The sequence below is a fragment of the Halostella salina genome (genome assembly GCF_003675855.1).
GTDB classification, from domain to species: domain Archaea; phylum Halobacteriota; class Halobacteria; order Halobacteriales; family Natronoarchaeaceae; genus Halostella; species Halostella salina.
The window spans coordinates 39,154-57,701 of sequence record NZ_RCIH01000008.1 but is presented as its reverse complement, the minus strand read 5'-3'; the positions used below and the strand labels follow the sequence as shown (position 1 = coordinate 57,701).

Annotated in this window: 21 protein-coding genes; 11 read left to right on the top strand and 10 right to left on the bottom strand. The window is 67.6% G+C overall.

The window, feature by feature from the left end:
* Window positions 1–50 precede the first annotated feature (50 nt).
* The 3 genes from D8896_RS19885 to D8896_RS15380 all read left to right on the top strand — a co-directional run bounded on the left by D8896_RS19885 (window position 51) and on the right by D8896_RS15380 (window position 2,133).
* A complete protein-coding gene (locus D8896_RS19885; protein WP_121823005.1) occupies window positions 51–866 on the top strand; it encodes a hypothetical protein in 816 nt (271 codons plus the stop codon).
* A gap of 25 nt (window positions 867–891) precedes the next feature.
* Window positions 892–1,359, top strand: coding sequence for a GNAT family N-acetyltransferase (locus D8896_RS15385; RefSeq protein WP_121823004.1), 468 nt, complete (start codon window positions 892–894; stop codon window positions 1,357–1,359).
* 219 nt (window positions 1,360–1,578) lie between these two features.
* A complete protein-coding gene (locus D8896_RS15380; protein WP_205596848.1) occupies window positions 1,579–2,133 on the top strand; it encodes a hypothetical protein in 555 nt (184 codons plus the stop codon).
* Between the two features lie 103 nt (window positions 2,134–2,236).
* Here the strand turns inward: D8896_RS15380 and D8896_RS15375 are convergent, their stop codons facing one another.
* From D8896_RS15375 to D8896_RS15365, 3 genes are all read right to left on the bottom strand, one after another.
* Window positions 2,237–3,349 carry a pyridoxal-phosphate-dependent aminotransferase family protein gene (locus tag D8896_RS15375; RefSeq protein ID WP_121823003.1) on the bottom strand — a complete coding sequence of 371 codons (1,113 nt, stop codon included), beginning with the start codon at window positions 3,347–3,349 and terminating at the stop codon, window positions 2,237–2,239.
* A gap of 95 nt (window positions 3,350–3,444) precedes the next feature.
* Entirely contained in the window at window positions 3,445–4,683 is a 1,239-nt protein-coding gene (gene ilvA / locus D8896_RS15370; protein ID WP_205596847.1) for a threonine ammonia-lyase, read from the bottom strand.
* Entirely contained in the window at window positions 4,680–5,960 is a 1,281-nt protein-coding gene (locus D8896_RS15365) for an amidohydrolase (RefSeq protein WP_121823001.1), read from the bottom strand. The genes ilvA and D8896_RS15365 overlap by 4 nt, the downstream gene beginning before the upstream one ends.
* Window positions 5,961–6,089: 129 nt before the next feature.
* Between D8896_RS15365 and D8896_RS15360 the strand changes: the two genes are divergently transcribed.
* Complete coding sequence (locus D8896_RS15360; protein WP_121823000.1) at window positions 6,090–7,058, top strand: D-2-hydroxyacid dehydrogenase; 969 nt, start codon at window positions 6,090–6,092, stop codon at window positions 7,056–7,058.
* On the opposite strand, the gene D8896_RS15355 is transcribed toward D8896_RS15360, so the two are convergent.
* The 3 genes from D8896_RS15355 to D8896_RS15345 are packed head-to-tail and all read right to left on the bottom strand — an operon-like array spanning window position 7,059 to window position 8,929.
* Window positions 7,059–7,463, bottom strand: a complete 405-nt coding sequence (locus tag D8896_RS15355) for a PIN domain-containing protein (protein WP_121822999.1) — start codon at window positions 7,461–7,463, stop codon at window positions 7,059–7,061.
* Entirely contained in the window at window positions 7,464–7,694 is a 231-nt protein-coding gene (locus D8896_RS15350; RefSeq protein WP_121822998.1) for an antitoxin VapB family protein, read from the bottom strand. It abuts the gene before it with no gap.
* A 53-nt stretch (window positions 7,695–7,747) separates the two neighbouring features.
* The gene (locus D8896_RS15345; protein WP_121822997.1) at window positions 7,748–8,929 is read right to left on the bottom strand and encodes a M24 family metallopeptidase; all 1,182 of its coding nucleotides are present in this window, start codon (window positions 8,927–8,929) and stop codon (window positions 7,748–7,750) included.
* A 441-nt stretch (window positions 8,930–9,370) separates the two neighbouring features.
* Here D8896_RS15345 and D8896_RS15340 point away from each other — a divergent pair, with 441 nt between their 5' ends.
* The gene (locus D8896_RS15340) at window positions 9,371–10,219 is read left to right on the top strand and encodes a ParA family protein (RefSeq protein ID WP_121822996.1); all 849 of its coding nucleotides are present in this window, start codon (window positions 9,371–9,373) and stop codon (window positions 10,217–10,219) included.
* Entirely contained in the window at window positions 10,216–10,677 is a 462-nt protein-coding gene (locus D8896_RS15335) for a hypothetical protein (protein WP_121822995.1), read from the top strand. Before D8896_RS15340 ends, D8896_RS15335 begins: the two co-directional genes overlap by 4 nt.
* 6 nt (window positions 10,678–10,683) lie before the next feature.
* Here the strand turns inward: D8896_RS15335 and D8896_RS15330 are convergent, their stop codons facing one another.
* The 3 genes from D8896_RS15330 to D8896_RS15320 form a co-directional block, all read right to left on the bottom strand.
* A complete protein-coding gene (locus D8896_RS15330) occupies window positions 10,684–11,025 on the bottom strand; it encodes a glutaredoxin family protein (RefSeq protein WP_121822994.1) in 342 nt (113 codons plus the stop codon).
* A gap of 59 nt (window positions 11,026–11,084) precedes the next feature.
* The gene (locus D8896_RS15325; protein WP_121822993.1) at window positions 11,085–11,330 is read right to left on the bottom strand and encodes a BolA family protein; all 246 of its coding nucleotides are present in this window, start codon (window positions 11,328–11,330) and stop codon (window positions 11,085–11,087) included.
* Between the two features lie 146 nt (window positions 11,331–11,476).
* Window positions 11,477–12,130 carry a ribonuclease HI family protein gene (locus tag D8896_RS15320; protein WP_121822992.1) on the bottom strand — a complete coding sequence of 218 codons (654 nt, stop codon included), beginning with the start codon at window positions 12,128–12,130 and terminating at the stop codon, window positions 11,477–11,479.
* A gap of 85 nt (window positions 12,131–12,215) precedes the next feature.
* Between D8896_RS15320 and D8896_RS15315 the strand changes: the two genes are divergently transcribed.
* Window positions 12,216–12,653: a hypothetical protein gene (locus D8896_RS15315; RefSeq protein ID WP_162991595.1), complete on the top strand. Its 438-nt coding sequence runs from the start codon at window positions 12,216–12,218 to the stop codon at window positions 12,651–12,653.
* 286 nt (window positions 12,654–12,939) lie between these two features.
* Window positions 12,940–13,521: a response regulator gene (locus D8896_RS15310; RefSeq protein ID WP_121822990.1), complete on the top strand. Its 582-nt coding sequence runs from the start codon at window positions 12,940–12,942 to the stop codon at window positions 13,519–13,521.
* A 33-nt stretch (window positions 13,522–13,554) separates the two neighbouring features.
* Here D8896_RS15310 and D8896_RS15305 read toward each other — a convergent pair whose 3' ends face one another.
* Window positions 13,555–13,968, bottom strand: a complete 414-nt coding sequence (locus D8896_RS15305; RefSeq protein ID WP_121822989.1) for an ArsR/SmtB family transcription factor — start codon at window positions 13,966–13,968, stop codon at window positions 13,555–13,557.
* Window positions 13,969–14,149: 181 nt separating this feature from the next.
* On the opposite strand from D8896_RS15305, the gene D8896_RS15300 reads away from it, so the two are divergent.
* The 3 genes from D8896_RS15300 to D8896_RS15290 all read left to right on the top strand — a co-directional run bounded on the left by D8896_RS15300 (window position 14,150) and on the right by D8896_RS15290 (window position 18,520).
* Window positions 14,150–15,769: an ATP-binding protein gene (locus tag D8896_RS15300; RefSeq protein WP_162991594.1), complete on the top strand. Its 1,620-nt coding sequence runs from the start codon at window positions 14,150–14,152 to the stop codon at window positions 15,767–15,769.
* A gap of 143 nt (window positions 15,770–15,912) precedes the next feature.
* On the top strand, window positions 15,913–16,968 hold the full coding sequence (locus D8896_RS15295; protein ID WP_205596846.1) for a sensor histidine kinase: 1,056 nt from the start codon (window positions 15,913–15,915) through the stop codon (window positions 16,966–16,968).
* Window positions 16,969–16,993: 25 nt separating this feature from the next.
* Entirely contained in the window at window positions 16,994–18,520 is a 1,527-nt protein-coding gene (locus tag D8896_RS15290) for a bacterio-opsin activator domain-containing protein (RefSeq protein WP_121822987.1), read from the top strand.
* Window positions 18,521–18,548: the final 28 nt, after the last annotated feature.

The following is an 18,548-nucleotide window of genomic DNA, read 5'->3' as shown; positions in this document are numbered from 1 at the left end:
CACGGTCGCCTCCGAACGATTAATACATGTGAGCAAGCACTCAAAAGGCAATGAGTGAGTGGCGAGAGCGTCTGAAGTCCGGGGCGGAAATCCTGCGCCAGCAGGCAGTTCGGATCCCGCTTCCAGACGTTGCGGCGGAGCGGTCCCTCCACGAAAACATGATGCGGATTGCGGCCGCTGGCGACCGAAAGAGCAAGTTACTCGACGACCCGGACGTCCCGGTAACGGAGGTGTACGAGGACGAGTTGGCCGAAATGAGACGGAGCTTCGAGCACCGCCTGCAACAGGTCGCTGGGGAGAACTACTACGATGTCGCAACCGCGTATCTCGACGGCGAGCGAGATGACTGGATCGGAGCACTCGCGGCGTACTATCTGGAGTGCTACTATCGCTTGCAGGAACGATACACCGTCGACGAGGAGTTTTTCTTTCTGGTGATTCTGCGGTATCCGGACTGTTTCACTGTCAATCTGAGTTTCCTCACCGGCGATATCGGTTCCGAAGCAGTGCGGTACGAGTCGGCCAAACACGTCGGGGCCGACCTCGACGAACACAATCAGAAGCAGCTTTACGCCGATTGTCAGTACTCACAGCACGCAGCTGCGGAATACCTCGACAGGAACGTCGATTGCATCCGAGACGCGTTTCCGGATCCGGAGACGACCCCGTTCGAGCAGCGTCAGTACGGTGGGTTCGTCCATATTACAGGGAGAAACGGGTCGACGTTCGCCGAAATACTCGATTCACGCTCCCCGGATCCCGACCGATTCACTGACCCCGCATCGACGCCCGGACTCGTTTCAGAGGGGCCGGCGGCCAAACGGGCGAAGCGGGACTTCTTCGCCGATGCCGAAACTGTAGTCTAAAGAACGTGCGCCCGGGACTCGGCGCATGGACCTCGTCGAAGCCACGGCCGAAGACCTCGACGCCCTCGTCGATCGCTGGCATTCCCTCGCGGAGTCGGTGGAATCCCTCGACGAGTTGAACGAGCTCGTCGACACGGACACCGCCGCTGTCGTCGAGAATGGCTTCCGCGAGCATCTCGACGACGAGGCGGTCACCGTCTATCTCGTCGTTCACGACGACGAGACCATCGGCTACGTCACGCTCCGGGAAGGCCACCACCCGACGCGACAGTATTCACACTACCTCCGCATCGTGGACCTCTACGTCGACGACGGCCGACGAAACCGTGGACACGGGACGGCAGTCATCGAACGCGTGAAAGCGATGGCCCGCGAGCGAGGGTGCGACCACCTCAAAGTCGCCTGTGAGTGGCGGAACGACGATGCGCGTCGCTTCTACCGAGAGGCTGACTTCCGACCGAAACAGGTCGAATACGCCCAGCCACTGGAGTGAGTCGGGACACGCCTCCGGTACGATACGGAGACACCGACTGGACGCCGTCCAAGATATCGACCCAGTCGAACGGGGCGAGACGAACGCCGACAGCGTGTCGGTGCGGGATGCTGGTTGAGGTCACCTCGTTGCGCCACCGAAAGCGTAGCCCCGACCGCAACGCGTCTGCCTGTAACCACGTGACAAACCTCTTTAGATCCGCTACGAGTCCGATCAACTATGTTCCGGCAGGCTCGTGAGTTCGGTCCGGTGGTGTTGATACCGCTTGCATGGGGGTTCGTGACAGCCGCACATCTCGAAGTCGTCACGACGTCCACGCTGTTTATCGCCCACATCGTGATGGCCACCCTGCTGGCGGGGTTCGCTGTGACCGGCCGCCCGGACATGCGTGAGGGCGTTCTCCACACGTGGTGGGCAGTTATCGTCGCGGGGTTCGTCGCGACGGTGGTCGGTGCGGTCGGCTTCCGTGTCGGGTCAGTCGGACCGATCCTCCAGGGCGTCGCACTATTCAGCTGGATGCTCCTGCCCGCCGTCGGGTTCGTCGACACCGGACGGCAGGTGTCCGAACGGGGGTGGGTGTACTTTGGCGGCGTGGCTGCGTGCGTAGTCGGGGCGGGAGGGTACGCTCTCGGGCTGTTCGGTACTGCGCCCCTGTTACCGGTCGCCGGACTCGTGCTGGTCGGCGCAGGACAGACGCTTGCGATCCTGGACGCTGCCTTCGGGTACGAGTTAGACGACACAGTCCGAGGCGCGGCCGACGGCGATTCTCCCTGACTCGGACCCGGCCGACCACAGGGTTCGGTAGAAGACAGTCAGATCGTCGCTGTGCCTGACTGACCGCGACCGGCCCGCGGCGGTCGAAGAACCAGTCGGTCGCCTACAGGTCGGCCACGTCTTCGATGGCGTCGGTCAGCGCCCGGATGCTCTCCACGTCGTGTTCGCCCATGTGGCCGATGCGGAACGTCTTCTCGCCGAGCTGTGAGCCGTAGCCGTTCGAGAACGCGAAGTCGTACTCCGCGGACACCTGCTCGATGGTGGCGGCGACGTCGATGCCCTGTGTGTTCTCGATGCAGCTCACCGTCTGCGATTCGTACCCGTCCTCGGGGAACACGTCGAAATGCTCCCGCGCCCAGTCGCGGGTGTACTCGGCCATCTCGCGGTGGCGTTCGCTACGGACCTCGTGACCCTCGTCCAGCATGTGTTTCATCTGCTTGCGGTAGGCGAGCATGATCGGGATGGCGGGCGTCGAGTGGGTCTGCCCCTTCCGCTCGTAGTAGTCGATAGTGCGCTGGAAGCCGCCGTACCACGACGCCGACTCCTTCTCGAGTTCGCGCTCGTAGGCCTCGTCGCTGACGACACAGACCGCCAGCCCGGGCGGCATGGCGAAGGCCTTCTGCGTGGAGGCGAAGATGACGTCGATCCCGTGGGCGTCGATGTCGACGTAGTCCCCGCCGAGCGCGGAGACGGCGTCGACGACGAAGTAGGTGTCCGGGTACTCGGCGACCACGTCGCCGATTTCCTCGATGGGGTTCCGGACGCCCGTCGAACTCTCGTTCATCACGGTGGCGACCACGTCGTACCCCTCGTCGCTTGCCTCCAGTTCGGCGCGGATGTCCTCCGGCTTGATCGCCTCGCCCCAGTCGTACTCCAGCCGGTCGACGTCCTTGCCGAGCCGTTCGGCGACGTTGGCATGGCGCTCGCTGAAGCTCCCGCAGGTCGGCACGAGGATGTTTTCGTCGACGAGGTTGAGCGTCGACGCCTCCCAGAACTCGGTCCCGGAGGCGGTGAGGATAACGACCTCGTTGTCGGTGCCGAGGAACGCCTTCGTGTCCTCGACGATGGTGGTGTACAGGTCCGTCATCCGGTCCATCCGGTGGCCGAACATCGGCTCGCTCATCGCGTCGATGACGTCCTCGCGGACCTCCGTCGGGCCGGGGATGTACAGGGTCTTGTCGTCGTAATCGCCGGTGTACTCGCGTTTCTGGGTCATGGGGACGGGTGGATAGCGACCCATTCAGCGTAGAGAGGGATGGGTGTTTTGATACAGCGAAAACTGGCCGCCCCGGCGGCGACCGTGACGGTCGGTTATTCGTCAAGCGTCGACGAGACCACGGTCACGCCGTCGACGCCGTCGAGGGCGGCAAGTACCGCATGGAGGTGGTTCGGACCGGCACCCTCGATACCGACCGTCAGCGGCGTCCGGTTCGGGTCGTCGCCGGCGCTGCGGCGGGCGCGCTCGGCGGTGTCGAGTTCCGCACCCTCGTCCTCGATCACCTCCGTGACCGTGCCGAGCGCGGTCGGCCAGCCGTCGAGCGCGAGGCGGGCCTCCGCGTAGCGGTCGAGTTCGAGCAGCCCCGTCCGTGTCAGTTCGGCGTGGTCGCTCAGGTTCACGTTGCCTCCCGAGACGACCGCGGCGACGCGCTCGCCGTCGGCGTCGACCGCGCCGGAGAGGAGACCGGCGACAGGTGCCGCTCCCGCCGCCTCGGCCACGGTCTTGGCGCGCTCGGCCAGCAGCGTCACGGCGACAGCCAGATCGCGGTCCGTGACGGTGACCACGTCGTCGATGCGCTCGTTCATCACGGCGAAGGTCCGGTCGAGCAGGCGGGTGTCGGCGATCCCCTCGGCGACGGTGTCGACGCCGGGGAGTTCGCGGACCTCGCCCGCCTCCAGCGACGGCTTGGCGTGGGCCGCGCCCTCCGGCTGGACCCCGACGACGCGCACGTCCGGGTCGCGGGCTTTCAGCGCGGTCGCGATCCCGGAGATGAGGCCGCCCCCGCCGATAGCGACGAGAACGGTGTCCGGGTCGGGAAACTGCTCTGCGATCTCAAGGCCGACGGTACCCTGTCCGGCGATGATCCCCGCGTCGTCGAACGGATGGACGAAGGTCAGATCGTCGCGCTCGGCCATGTCCAGAGCGTGCTCGTAGGATCGCTCGTAGATGTCGCCCTCGACCACGACCTCGGCACCGTAGCCGCGCGTGGCTTCGATCTTCGCCGCGGGAGTCACCTCGGGGACGACCACCGTCGCATCCACGCCGAGCAGGTCGCCGGCGAGCGCGACGCCCTGCGCGTGGTTGCCGGCGCTCGCCGCGACGACGCCGCGCTCGCGTTCCTCGGCGGAGAGCTGGGCCATCCGATTGTACGCGCCGCGGATCTTGAACGACCCCGTGCGCTGGACGTTCTCCAGTTTCAGTCCGACCGCGGCCGCGCCGCTCCGGTCGGCCAGCGTCGTCGACGTGTCGAGCGGGGTCCGGTGGACCACATCGGCGAGGCGGTCGCGGGCGGCCCGCACGTCCGCCGCAGTGACCACGTCGTCCGCGTTCACGGTCGCTCCTCCGCGGTCGCGAGGATCGATTCGGTCAACAGGGAGACGCCCGTGGCGATGCTGTCCTCGTCCACGTCGAACGTCGGCGTGTGGTGGCTCGTCGGGTGGTCAGTGCCGATGATGCAGTACGCAGCGAGGCCGCCCGCCTCCTGTACGCGCTCCATGAGGAAGGTCGCGTCCTCGCTCGCGCCGAAATCAGCGGTCGGGACGACGCGGTCGACGTCGGCCATGCGCTTCGCGCTCGCGGCGATCACGTCGACCAGTTCCTGGTCGCTGTCGGCGCGTGGCGACTCGCTGACCACGTCGAAGTCGGCGGAACAGCCGTGCATCCGCGCGGCCGAGCGGACGACGCGGCGGAGTCGACCCTTCGCGTACTCCATCAGTTCGGTCGTCTCGCCGCGGGCCTCCGCCTCGGCGTGGGCGCGCTCGGCGATCACGTTGCTCGCGGTGCCGCCCTCGACCCGGCCGATGTTGACGCGCGTCATTCCCTCCTCGTGGCGCGGGATCCCGTAGGCGTTCGTGATCGCCGTCCCGAGCGCCTGTACCGCGTTGTCGCCCTGGTTCGGCGACTTCCCCGCGTGGGCGGACGTGCCCTCGAACGTCACGTCGACGTGGCACATCGCGAGCGGTTTCTCGATGCCCGCGACCACCTCGCCGGAGGGGTGGTCGAGCCCGACGTGGGCGGCGAAGAGGTAGTCGAGTCCGTCGGCGAACCGGCTCCTGGCCATCGGGTTCCCGCCGCCGCCCGTCTCCTCGGCCGGCTGGAAGAAGACCACGAAGCGACCCTCGAAGTCGCTTTCTTTGACCGCCTCCAGCACGGCCAGCCCCCACGTCATGTGCACGTCGTGGCCGCAGGCGTGCATCGTTCCGTCGACGCCCGACCGGAAGCCCTCGTCGGCCGGCCGGTGGCCGTCGTCGGTCGACTCCTGCACGAACAGGCCGTCGATGTCCACACGGAGGCCGACCGCCGGGCCGTCGCCCCGCTCCAGCACGGCGACAACGCCCGTGTTCCCGCCGGCCATTCGCTCCAGCAGGTCCTCGTCCGCGCCGCGCTCCCGCGCCCGGTCGATCCACGGTCCGAACGCGTCGTCGTCGGGAACCGCCATCCTGTCGGCGGGGTCGTAGGCGTCGGGCCCGACGGCGAGTTCGTCGACGCCGATTCCCCGCAGTTCCTCGACGAGGCGGTGCGTGGTGTAGAACTCGCGCCACGCCGGTTCGGGGTGGCGGTGGAACCCGCGGCGCAGGCTGACGAGCCTGTCACGGATCGGTTCGTGCATGGTCGTCGCTAACACGCTCCACTACCTTAAGTATACACAATACTCGTTAATACCAGATACACAAAAGACTAAGAGGCCGTCGGGCGTTCCCACGGCCGAGCCGCGTCCACCGACGCGGGAGACACATCGATGAACGACACCCCCGAGATCGCCGTCCTCCGTGAGGGGACGGAAGGACTGTCGATGGGATCGTACGCCGAGGAACTCAGGAAGCGCCTGCCCGACCGCGAGGTCGGACTGGCACGGACCCCGGCCGAAGAGCGGGAACTGGTCGAGCACGCTCGCGTCGTGACGGGTATCGACCTCGACGAGGCACTGCTCGACCGGGCCGACCGGCTCGAACTGTTCGCCTGCACCTTCGCCGGGACCGACCACGTGCCGACCGCGGCGCTGGCCGACCACGGCGTCGCCGTCACGAACGCCGGCGGCATCCACGCGCCCGGCATCGCCGAGCAGGCCATCGGCAACATGCTCGTCTTTGCCCGCCGCCTTCACGAGGGGTGGCGGCGCAAGCAGAACAGCGAGTGGCGACACTTCCAGTCCTCGGAGTTCACCGACAGCACCGTCACGATCGTCGGCCTCGGCTCGATCGGGCAGGCCGTCGCCCAGCGCCTCCAGGGGTTCGAGGTCGACACGATCGGCGTCCGGTACTCCCCGGAGAAGGGCGGGCCGACCGACGAGGTCGTCGGCTTCGACGGCGACGCGGTCCACGACGCGTTCGCCCGGAGCGAGTACGTCGTGGTCGCCTGTCCGCTGACCGACCTGACCCGCGGCCTCGTCGGCGAGGCCGAACTGGCGACGCTGCCGCCGAACGCCGTCGTCGTCAACGCCGCCCGCGGCGGCATCGTCGACACCGACGCGCTGGTCGCCGCCCTGCAGTCCAACAAGATCCGCGGCGCGGCGCTGGACGTGACCGACCCCGAACCGCTCCCGGCGGACCACCCGCTCTGGGACCTGGAAAACTGCCTCGTCACGCCTCACACCGGCGGCCACACGCCCAAACACTGGGAGCGCCTCGCCGACATCGTCGCGCGCAACGTCACGGCGCTGGACGAGGGCGGTGACCTGGAGAACCTGGTCGTCGCACCTGACGGGTGATCAGTCGGGGTCGTACGCCGCGACCGACAGCACTTCGCGGACATCGTCCCGGTGAAACTGCTTCTCCGCGGTGCCGAACGTGCCGCCGTGCTCGCGGGCGCTGGCGGCGATGAGCGCGTCGGGGTGGTCGGCCGGGACGCCTCGGTCCAGGAGTTCCCGCTGTAGCTCCACGGCCTCCGCGGCCGTCCGTTCAGTCACGTCCAGTACGTCCATCGACGACCCGATCGCCTGCCGAACCGTCGACACGTCGCCGTCGATGTACCCGTGTAGACAGCCCATGTACGCCTCGTACGCCACGATTCCGGAGACGGCCCAGGGGTCGGGTTCGTACTCACGGAGGAACGACTCCGCGGCCGGCTTCCCGGCGAGGTAGTCGCTGAGGAGGTTGTTGTCGAGGACGAGCATTCAGGACCCCTGGTCCTCAAGGTCGTTCGCGACGCCGTCACGCATCTCGCGGCGCATCCGCTCCATCCCCTCGCGCGGGTCGCCGTCCGCGTCCGAGAGCGCGCCGAAGCCCGTCCACTTCTCGTCGGCGGTGAGCCTGACGATGACGTCCTCGAAGCTCTCGCCCTCGCGTTTCAGCATCGCCAGTCGCTCCTTGGTCTCGTTCGAGACCCGGATCGTCGTGTCGGCCATGTATTCGAATACGTATGCGCATACAAAAGCGTTGTCGGGACCGACGGCGGCACCTACCGCGTCGAGAACAGTTCCCGCGGGAAGTCGGCGAGCACCTCCGCGCCGTCGCTGGTGACGTGGAACGTCTCGCTGAGTTCGGTCCCCACGTCGTCCTGCCAGATCCCGGGGATCATGTGAAACGTCATGCCCTCCTGTAGTTCGGTCGTGTCGCCGGGGCGGACGCTCGCGGTGTGCTCGCCCCAGTCCGGTGGGTAGCCGAGTCCCATCGAGTACGCGATCCGTTCCTCCTTCTCGATGCCGTAGCTGGAGATCACGTCGCGCCACGCCGCCTCGACCTCCTCGCAGGTGACGCCCGGTTCGACCGCGTCGATCGCCGCGTTCAGGCCCTCCACGACGATCTCCGAGGTCTCGGACAGTTTCTCGGGCGGGTCGCCGACGAACGTCGTCCGGGCGAGCGGCGAGTGGTACCGGTGGCGACAGCCCGACAGTTCGATGATCACCGGGTCGCCCTCCTCGAACCGGCGGTCGGTCCAGGTGAGGTGGGGGGTACCGGTGTGGTCGCCCGAGGGCATCAGCGGGACGATCGACGGGTAGTCACCGCCGAAATCGTCCGTCCCCCGGATCAGCGCGTCGTAGATCTCCGCCGCGACCTCGTACTCGGGGACGCCCTCGCCGACGGCGTCCAATCCGGCGGCCATCGCGTTCTCGGAGATGCGGGCCGCCTGCCGCATGTAGTCGAGTTCCTCGTCGGACTTGATCGCGCGCACCCAGTTGACCAGCAGCGTCGCGTCCTCGAACTCGGCCTCGGGGAGGTTCGACTTGAGCCGGGTGTACGTCTTCGCGGTGAAGTAGTAGGCGTCCATCTCGACGCCGATCCGGCCGTCGTCCACGTCCAGCGCCTCCAGCACCTCGGCGAAGTAGTCAGTCGGGTGGAGGTCGTACGGCGAGTGGACGTGGTCGTCGCTGTAGGCGTAGATGCTCTCCTCCGAGAGGAACGTCGTCGCCCGTGCGCCGTTGGCGTCCTGTCCGCGCCCGATCCACACCGGCTCGTCGCGCTCGGCGGTGACGACGACCGCCTGATGGACGTAGAACGACCAGCCGTCGTACCCCGAGAGGTAGTTCATGTTCGCCGGGTCGGAGACGACCAGCGCGTCCAGGTCCTCCTCGCGCATCCGCTCTTTCGTCCGCTCGATCCGGCGCTCGTACTCGTCCTCGCTGAACACGTCCCCTGGCATTGTCTCACGTTGACGATCGACGAGCCGGCGTATAATCTTTTCGTGTACAATGAGAACAGATAGTGTGTATAGGTTGTCCGTGGCGACGTTCGGATCCGAGCGACATGCAGGGCGTGGAACGCACCAACGGTATATGGATTCAGTATGACTGTCCAGTGTGACTGTTCAGTGTAGTTAGCCAGTGTTACTTAACAGTGTAATTGTACGGCACAACTACACAGTGAACTTGAGCGATCACACTCCCCAGACAACAGACCGCAGTCGGTTCAGGCAGTCGATCTAAACCGTCTAAACGGCGTTACTGCCGGGTGGGGCTGTACAGTTTGACTCACCACATCTACCAATCAATTACACTGTTCAGTTACACCAGACAGTGTTACTGTTCAGTGATACTGCTAAGTATGGCCATGTTTTATGACTCATCAGTGAGTCTGACCGGTCATGATCACCTACACAACGTACTCGGAGGCGGGCGGCGTCGGGAAGACGACGACGGCGGCGAACCTCGCCGTCGCGCACGCTCGGCGCGGACGGGACGTGCTCTGCATCGACCTCGACCCGCAGGAGGGGAGTCTGAGCTACCTGTTCGAGGTGGATGACGACCGCTCGGACGGCACCGCGGACAACCTCGTCCGACATCTCATCGGTCGCCCGAAAGGCGAGTTCCGGGACCTGATCCGGGAGACGGACGAGGCGGGGGTCGACGTGATCCCGAGCCACAACATGCTGGAAAACCTGACGCGGAACCTGATGAAAGCCGCCGAGATCGAGGAGGACATGCACCCCGAGGACGAGTACGAATGGCCGAAGCACGAGCAGTTGCTCCGGGTGTTGCGGGAAAACGACGTACCGGGGGATTACGACGTGATCATCTGCGACCCGCAGGCGACGCCGGGCGACGCGCTCAACAACGCCATCTTCGCGACGCGGTCCGTGCTCCTGCCGGTGGAACTCTCCGGGAAGGGCGCGCTGAGCATTCAGGGCCTCGACGACCTCGTGACAGGTCTGGAGGACGAGGTGGGGATCAACGTGGGTGTCCTCGGCGTCGTTCCGGTGGGGTTCAAGCGGACGAACACCCAGGAGGCACAGTTGTCGAAGCTGGAGGAGTCGGAGTTCGACCTCCCGGTCGTGTTCAGGGAGCGCGCGAGCCTGATGCAGCACATGTGGGACTTTCGAACCTCGGCCTACGGCGTGCTGGAGGACGAGCGCGACCCGAACGGCGAGTACGAACTGGAGACCCTGGAGAAGTACGACGACCTCGCGGCCGGAATCGAGGGTGAGTTCGAATGAAGTCCGGAGCCGGCGACGACCCGTTCGCGGACGACACGGACGACGAACCCCAGAGCGACGCCGACGGCGAGGAACAGGCGTCCGACGTCGACCGACGACCGACGACCGACCGCGACGGGGAACACAGCCGAAACGACGGGTCGGCGCGGCGGGAACAGGAGCCGACAACGGGCGATGATCCCGATGACAGCTCGGACGACGAGGACGCAGCAGCGGAGATCCCGTGGGTCCTGCGGCGCTCACGGGTCAAGGAGGACCGGGACAACGTCCACCAGTTCTTCCTCAGGGACGAGTACTCGGCCACGGAGGACGAGATCATGGCCGCCGTCGCCGACGAGCTGGAGATCCGCGAGAAGGACCTGAAGAAGCTTGACGTTCGGGAGGCGATGGTCGCGACGGCCGACGCGGAAGCGATCGCCGCGACGCTGTCGGAGTGGGGGTACGAGTACGTGGACTGACCGTCGCTACGCGTCCAGTTCGGCGGCCAGTTCCCCGCGCTCGTCGAGTTCCGCGAGGATGTCGCTGCCGCCGACGAACTCGCCGTCGACGTAGGTCTGGGGGATCGTCTCCCAGCCGCTGTGTTCCTCAAGCGCGTCCCGGTACTCGTCCAGCGCTTCGAGCACGTCGACGGTCTCGTACTCGTCGCGGTGCTGGTCGATCAGGCCGAGCGCGCGGCGGGAGAACCCGCACTGGGGCATCAGTTCGGTCCCCTTCATGAACAGGACGACCTCGTTGTCCTCGATTGCGGTGTCGACGCGCTCCTTGGCTTCCTCCGGCGAGAGGTCCGCGGACGGTTCGAATCCCATACCTGTGGGGAGTGGTCCCGCGGACAAATGCCTACCGCTGTTGTGCGCCCGAAACCGCTTCAAACGGGGGCGTCATCGGGGGTGTAGGTCTTCAGTTCGAGCGCGTGGATGTCCTCGGTCATGCGCCCCTCAAGTGCGTCGTAGACGAGTTCGTGCTGTTCGACCAGTGACTTCCCCTCGAACGCCGGGGAGACGACGCGCGCGGCGAGGTGGTCGTCGTCCTCCGGGCCGCGGGGCTGGATCACTTCGGCCTCGGCGTCGGGGACGCCCGCTTCGATGAGTTCCTCGATCTCCTGTAGGTCCATGGACGGTGCCAGGTGAGCGAGGGAAAAAACGTTGCCCCTCCAGATGTGCGCCCCTCGCCAGCGAGACGCTCGGGACGACTTCCGACGAGGTGAAACGCGCGCTGACTGTTTGTGGAAGGTGAGCGGTTGAGCCGTCCGGGTTTCTCCTATCCGGGGCCGAACGCCGCGATGTCGGCCCCGACCGTCGCCAGCGCGTCGGCGGGGTTCGGGTCGCTGTCGGCCAGATGGGTGTACCGGTGGTCCGGAATGCTCGACAGTGCCGTCGCGACGGCCTCGCTGTACGGCGCGACATCCGGCTCCGTCGGATCCTCGTCACCCCAGACATCCCGGATGACCGTCATCGAGTCGATGCGCACCTCGAGGCTGTGTGGATCGTACCGGGTCAGCAGTTCCGAGAGGCCAAGCTGCAGGGCGACGTACTCGGCGGTGTTGTTCCCCGTCCGGGAGCCGACGGGGCGGCCGAGACGGGCCAGCTGGTCCTCGCCGCCAGTCAAGATCACAGCGCCCGCGCCGGCGGGCCCGGGGTTGCCGCGGGAACTGCCGTCGACGTAGAGGACGAACGCGTCGCCCGACTGCTCGGGGACCGGCGGCGGTGAGAGGTCCGATGCGAGCAGCCGTTCGAGCGCGCCGCGCAACTCGTCTGCCGACGTGTCGGGGTCGAACAGCCCACCGTGGCCCGGGACGGCGTCGTTGATCGCGTCAGTGGCGGCCGCCATCTCGTAGCCGACGCCCGCGAGCACCTCGTCGACGAGCCTCGCGAGGGGCGAGAGGTGTTCAGTCGGGAGTTGGTCGTCGGTCACGGTACGTCCTCCTCGAACACTGCCGGCACGGTGTTCCCCATTGGTTCCCGCCGAAATTATGTGCCGGGGATATAAAACAACGGGCATGCCCTCCAGACGACGGGTTCTGACGGCGGTCGGCGTCAGCGCAGGAGCGACGATGAGTGGCTGTACCAGCCTTTTCAGGTCGAACGGCGACGAGAAGGTCCCCGGTCCGAACTACCCGGCCGGAACGCTGTGGGTGTACAACACGTCCAAATCGGACCTTTCGGTGAGAGTCACGACGGTCGACCACTCACCGAGCGCAACCTTCGAACGCGTGGTGCCATCCACCGAGACCGAAGTACACGAGGCGTTCGTATCCGCACCGGCCGGCAACGCCGTCAGGCTGACGGCGCGAGTCGAAACCTTCGCCGAGGACGGACTCTCGTTCTCGTTCATGCCGGGCGGGTCCGGGGACGAGACGCCGCCACAGTACGCCCGACTGCATATTCCCGGTTCCGACGGCGAAGTCGGCTGGCAGACCAGGGAAGCGGTCGAGTAGGTTCGAGTTGCGGGCTTGCGACGCTCACGCCGGGTTCAGCGGTTCGATCTTCGTTCAGTTCGGCGAACTCCGTCACCGACTCGGCGAGAGCGTGCCAGCGCTCGACGAGCGCGTCGATGTCGTCGGCGGTGGCTTCGACGGGTTCCATACGCCGTCTCCCGGGCACACGGTGTTTAGCGTACGGGTCGTGTGTCCCGAACTGACACGCCCCGGAACGGCGGTTTTCGGCACCGCCCCGTCCGGACACCAATCATGTTATGTCACTGCGGAGTCGTATTGCCCGTAAATGGGAGACCGGACGGACGAACCGCTGCCGCGAGCCCTCGTCGTCGACGACGAGAAGCAGGTCGCCGACGCGTACGCCCTCCGCCTTCGCGGGCTCTGTGCGGTCGACACCGTCTACGGCGGCGAGGCCGCCCTCGATGCGGTCGCCGGCGAGGACTTCGACGTGGTCCTCCTCGACCGGCACATGCCCGGGATGTCGGGGGACGACGTGCTCGCGGCCCTTTCCGACCGCGGGTTCGAGGGCCGGGTGATCATGGTGACCGCCATCGACCCGGGGTTCGACGTGCTCGACATGCCGTTCGACGACTACCTCTGCAAGCCGGTCGAGCGCGAGGACGTGCGGGCCGCGGTCGAACAACAGTGTACGACGCTCGGGTACGAGACGCTCGGTGAGTACTTCAGCCTCGAAGCGAAGTGCCGCGTCATCGAGGCCGAACTCCCGGCCGACCGGCGCGAGGACCACGAGGGGTATCGGGAGGCCACGGCCCGCGCGGACCGGCTGAAACAGCGTGCGGCTCGCCTGCTCGACGACGCCGACAGCCTGTTCGAACGGTTCGACACCGTCGGCCGCGAGAGCCGATGAGAGAGGGCGGGGCGACGACGCCAACGGAGCCGGTCAGTCGTCCGCAACGACCGCAGGACCCGACTCGCCGTCGTCCGGGCGGTCCGCCCCGGTCGAGAGACAGAGGCCGTTCTGTCGGAGGTCGAATTCGAGCACCGTGTCGACGGCGTGGAACTGCTTGCGGTGGTGCCCGTCGGGGTCTATGGTCCGCGTCGACTCGACGAGCCCTGCCGACTCGAGTCGTTCGAGCCGACGGTACACGGTCGACTTCGAGGCGTCGACCGTGGCCACCAGTTCCCGCCCGGTCCGGGGAGCGTCCGCAACCTCGCGGAGGACCCGGCGGGCGTGGTCGTCCCCGAGCAGGTCGAGCAGTTCGTCGGTCCCCACCGACGGATCGGTCTCGCCGTCGTCGGGCGTCCCGTCGGTCGGGTCGGAACGGTCGGTCGTGATCGGCTGCGGCGTCGACATACACGGTCGGAGCACCCCCACCCCCCTGGATCCATAGGCTAGCTATCCGAATCCGGTCCGTCGGGGTGTCTAGCAATGAAGAACCGGCCCGTTCGGCCGGCCTCGGGCCGGCGCGATGGGGGCCCCCGAACACGAGCGAGAACCGTTGCAGTATTGTGGCTGGTCGTTGACGTGTGTACCAATGGCGGTCACCCTGGTGAACGGACTGGTCGGCGTGGTTCTGCTGGCCGGTGCCGTGCTGTGCTGGCTCGGCGTTCACTGCTATCGCCGGTGGGACGAGCCGGGGGTGAACGCGTTCGCTACGGTGGCGTTCGTCCTCGGTACCGGGGCCATCAGCAGCGGGGTTGTCGCGTTCACGAGCGGAACGGAGTTACAGCACAACGCCGTCCCGATGTGGACGGATATCGCCCTCACCGGCTGGGTGGTCTCGATGGTCCCGTGGATACTGTTCTCCCTCCAGTACACCGGGCGAGTCACCCGGTTCCGCCACCGGACGATCGCGCTGATCGCTGCGCCGGTGCTCGGGATCGTGGGGGTCGTCGTGGTGCAGTCCAGCAGCGCCCAGAACGTCGTCATCCAGCTCCTCGGAACGTTCGCGCTGCTGTACGTGTTCGCGCTCGTCGCCGTCGGCAGCTACCAGCTGTTGCGAACGTCCCACGAGTACGGCCATCTGTCCGTGTGGCAGGGCGTCTACCTGACGCTCGCGGGGATGGCCCCGCTGGTCCTGATGAACTCCATCGGGATCCTGTCCGGGGCGACGCCCGACGCGGCCGTCTACACGGTGTACGCACTCGCCTTCATCCTGCCCGTAGTCGGACTCGTGCTGTCGGTGTTCCGGTTCGGGATGTTCGAATCGACGCCGGCCGCCGGGACGCTCGGGGAGCAGGCCATCCCCCGGGAGACCGACGACCTCGTGGTCGTCGTCGACCGCGAGGGACGGGTGATCAAAATCAACGAGACCGTCGCCGAACGGCTGGACGTCGACCCGACCGGCCCGCTCGGCGGCCCGGTCGCGTCGCTGGTCGGCCGGACGGTCGGCGAACTGCGGGAGACCGAGACCGTGGAACTGGAGACGGCGGTCGGAACCCGGCGCTTCGACCCGCAGGTGACGGCGTTTACCGACCAGCACGGCCGACAGCTCGGCACCCTGCTCAGCCTGCGCGACGTGACCGACCGGGAGCTACGGAAGCAGCGGCTGGAGGTGCTGAACCGCGTGCTCCGGCACAACCTCCGGAACCGGGTCGACGCGATCAAGGGGAACGCGGAGGCCATCGAGGCGGGAAGCGACGGCGAGTTCGCCGCCGAGATCTACGAGTCGGCTGACGAACTGGCGACCCTCAGCGCGAAGGCGCGGGAGATCGACCAGCTCGTCTCCCGACCGGCCGGGAAGGGCGAGGCGGACCTGTCGGCGGTCGTCCGGGAGCTGGTCGAAGCCACCGACTGCGACCGGATCGCGGTCGACCTCCCGGAGCGTGCGCCGCTCGTCACCGACTGGGAGGCCCTGCGGCTGGCGCTCCGGAACGCCGTCGAGAACGCCGTCGAACACGCCACCGAGTCGGTGAGGGTGACGGTCGAGCCCGACGGCGACGGGTACGCGATAACCGTCGCCGACGACGGGCCGGGGATCCCCGACTCGGAGCTTCGGTCGCTCGACGCCGAGACGGAGACCCCGCTCCAGCACGGCACCGGCCTCGGCCTGTGGCTGCTCAAGTGGAGCGTGACGAAGCTCAACGGCACCCTCTCGTTCGACACGTCCGGGGGGACGACGGTCCGACTGACCGTGCCCGACCAGGGGGCGTGAGCGCGCCGACCGTCTGGATTACTAGACTCCGATACTAAGGCGGGGGCGGACCAAGGCCGATACATGACGCAGTCAGACCGACGACCATACCCCGGACGGGTCCGCCACGGACGACGCGGACGGGACGGGGTGGGTAGCGACGAATGACGGACGAACGCGACGACCCGTTGTCGATCCCCGCAGACCGCTATCCGGGGCCGGTGTGTCGATACGCCACGGTCGACGGGACGCCGACGGTCCGGGCCGTCGACGACGCCTTCGAGCGCGAGTTCGGTCCCGTCGACACGGGGGCCTCGGTCGAGGACTGCTTCGCCGCGCTCGGGATCGCGGTCGAAGCCGGCGACGCCGACCGGGCGCTCGACGAGGGTGGAACGCTGACGGTCGGCGACGGGGAGTCGGCGAGCGGCGGGTCGTATCGCGTTCAGGTCCTCCCGCCCGAAGGCGACGGGGAGGGACTCCTGCTCTTCGTCGAACGCGAGGGTACCGACGACGGAGCGCTCGCCGTCGACCACGTCGCGAGCGTCGTCAGCCACGACCTCCGGAATCCGCTCGACGTGGCGAAGACCCGCCTCCGGGCCGGCCGCGAGCACGACGAACCGGAGCAGTTCGACTACGTCGAGCAGGCCCACGACCGCATGGAGCGCATCATCGAGGACGTGCTCACCCTCGCGCGGGGCGAGGACGTGGTCGAACCGGACGAACCAGTCGACCTCGGTGCCGTCGCGGAGCGAGCCTGGGAGACGGTCGACACGCGACGCGCGACGCTGCACGTCGACTGCCCGCTCCCGACGACGACCGCCGACCCCGACCGGGTCAGTCGCCTCTTCGAGAACCTCTTCCGGAACGCCGTTGAGCACGGCTCAACGAGTCCTGCCTCGCAAACTCGGCAGGACAGCGTGGAACACGGAGCCGCGGACGGCCAAGCCCACGACCTGACCGTCACTATCGGGTGGCTCGACGAGGGCGACGGGTTCTACGTCGCGGACGACGGCGTCGGGATGCCTGCAGACGAGCGCGAGCGCGCGTTCGAACCGGGGTACAGCGCGGACGAACACGGCACCGGACTCGGGCTAGCGATCGTCGCCCGGATCGCCGACCTGCACGGCTGGTCGCGGCGGCTGACAACGGGCCGCGACGGCGGGACGCGGGTCGAGTTCCGGGGCGTCGAGCCGGCGGAAGGGAGCGAGCCGGAGGACTGATTGTCCCGTGTCCGGACCGATACCCATGGACGATCGCTTCGAGCGCGCGCCCGTCGGGATGGTCGAGAGCGACCCCGACGGCACCGTGCGCGCCGTCAACCCCGCCGCCGCCGACCTGCTGGACCTCGACGGGTCGGCGGTCGCCGGCGAGCCGGTCGGGGCGGTGTTTCCCGATTCCGTCGAGGCGACCGTACCGCGGGCGTTCGATACGCCCCCGGAAGAAGAGCGGGCCGTCGAGGAGTACTACCCGGACCTGGAGGCGTGGCTCGCGGTGACGGTCGTACCACACGGGGATGGAGTGACGCTGTACCTGCGCGACGTGACCGACCGGAAGCGGACGGAGCGGACGCTGGCGGAGCGCGACGCCGACCTGAACCGGGTGACGATCAGCAACCGCCTCATCGCCGACGTGCTGGCGGAACTCGTCGACGCGTCCGACCGCGAGACGATCGCGGCGACGATCTGCGAGCGACTCGGCCGGACCGACATCTACGAGTTCGCGTGGGTCGGCGAGCGCGACCTCGGTACCGACGAGATCGTCGTCCGGGCGAGCGCCGGCGAGACCGGGCGGACGTTCGAACGCATCGAGGCGTCCGTCGAGCGCGGCGCGGACGTGCCCGAGCGCCGTGCGATCGAGACCGGCGAGCCGACCGTCGTCCAGCCGATCGGTGCCGACGAGTCGGTGCCCGAACCCGTGCGCCGGGCCGCCTTCGCCGACGGGCTCCAGTCGCTGCTCGCGATCCCGCTTACCTACGGTGCGAGCGTGTACGGCGTCGTCGGCGTGTACACGACCGACCAGGACGCCTTCTCCGAGCGCGAGCGCGAGAGTTTCGGCACGCTCGGGGAGATGGCCGGCTTCGCGGTGAACGCGGCGCGGAACCGGACCCTGCTCCAGTCGGACTCCGTCGTCGAACTGACGCTCTCGGTCACGGACGGGGACGAACCGCTCGTCGCGGCCGCCGGCGACGCCGAGCTATCGGTCGACGGCGTCGTCCCGCAGGCCGACGGGTTGCGGTGTTACCTCGCCGTCCGCGACGGCGACCCGGAGGCGGTCGCGGGGTCGTTCGACGACCGGAACGCCGTCCGGTCGGTCCGGGTCATCGACGACCACGGTGACGCCGGCACGCTCGAACTCGCGCTCCCCGAGGAGACGCTGCTGGGCCGGCTGACCTCGCTCGGCGTGACCGTCGAGTCCGCCACGTTCGCGGACGGCGAGGGTGAGGTAGTCGTCGAACTCCCGCCCGACGAAGACGTGCGCCGGATCGCCGAGACGGTCACGCGGGCACACGACGCGACGGTCACGGCGAAGCGCGAGCGCGAACGCGAGGTCACGACCGCCCGGGAGTTCCGGGACGCGCTGAGCGACCGGCTGACCGACCGGCAGGAGAACGCGCTCCGGACGGCGTACTACGCCAACTACTTCGAGTCGCCGCGGGGCAGCAGCGCCGCCGAGGTCGCCGAGGCGCTCGATATCACCGGCCCGACGCTGCTTCACCACCTGCGTGCGGGCCAGTCGAAGCTTCTGGCGGAGTTTCTCGCCGACGAGGACTGACCGGCGCTGCAGGCGGAGTGCTCGCGGA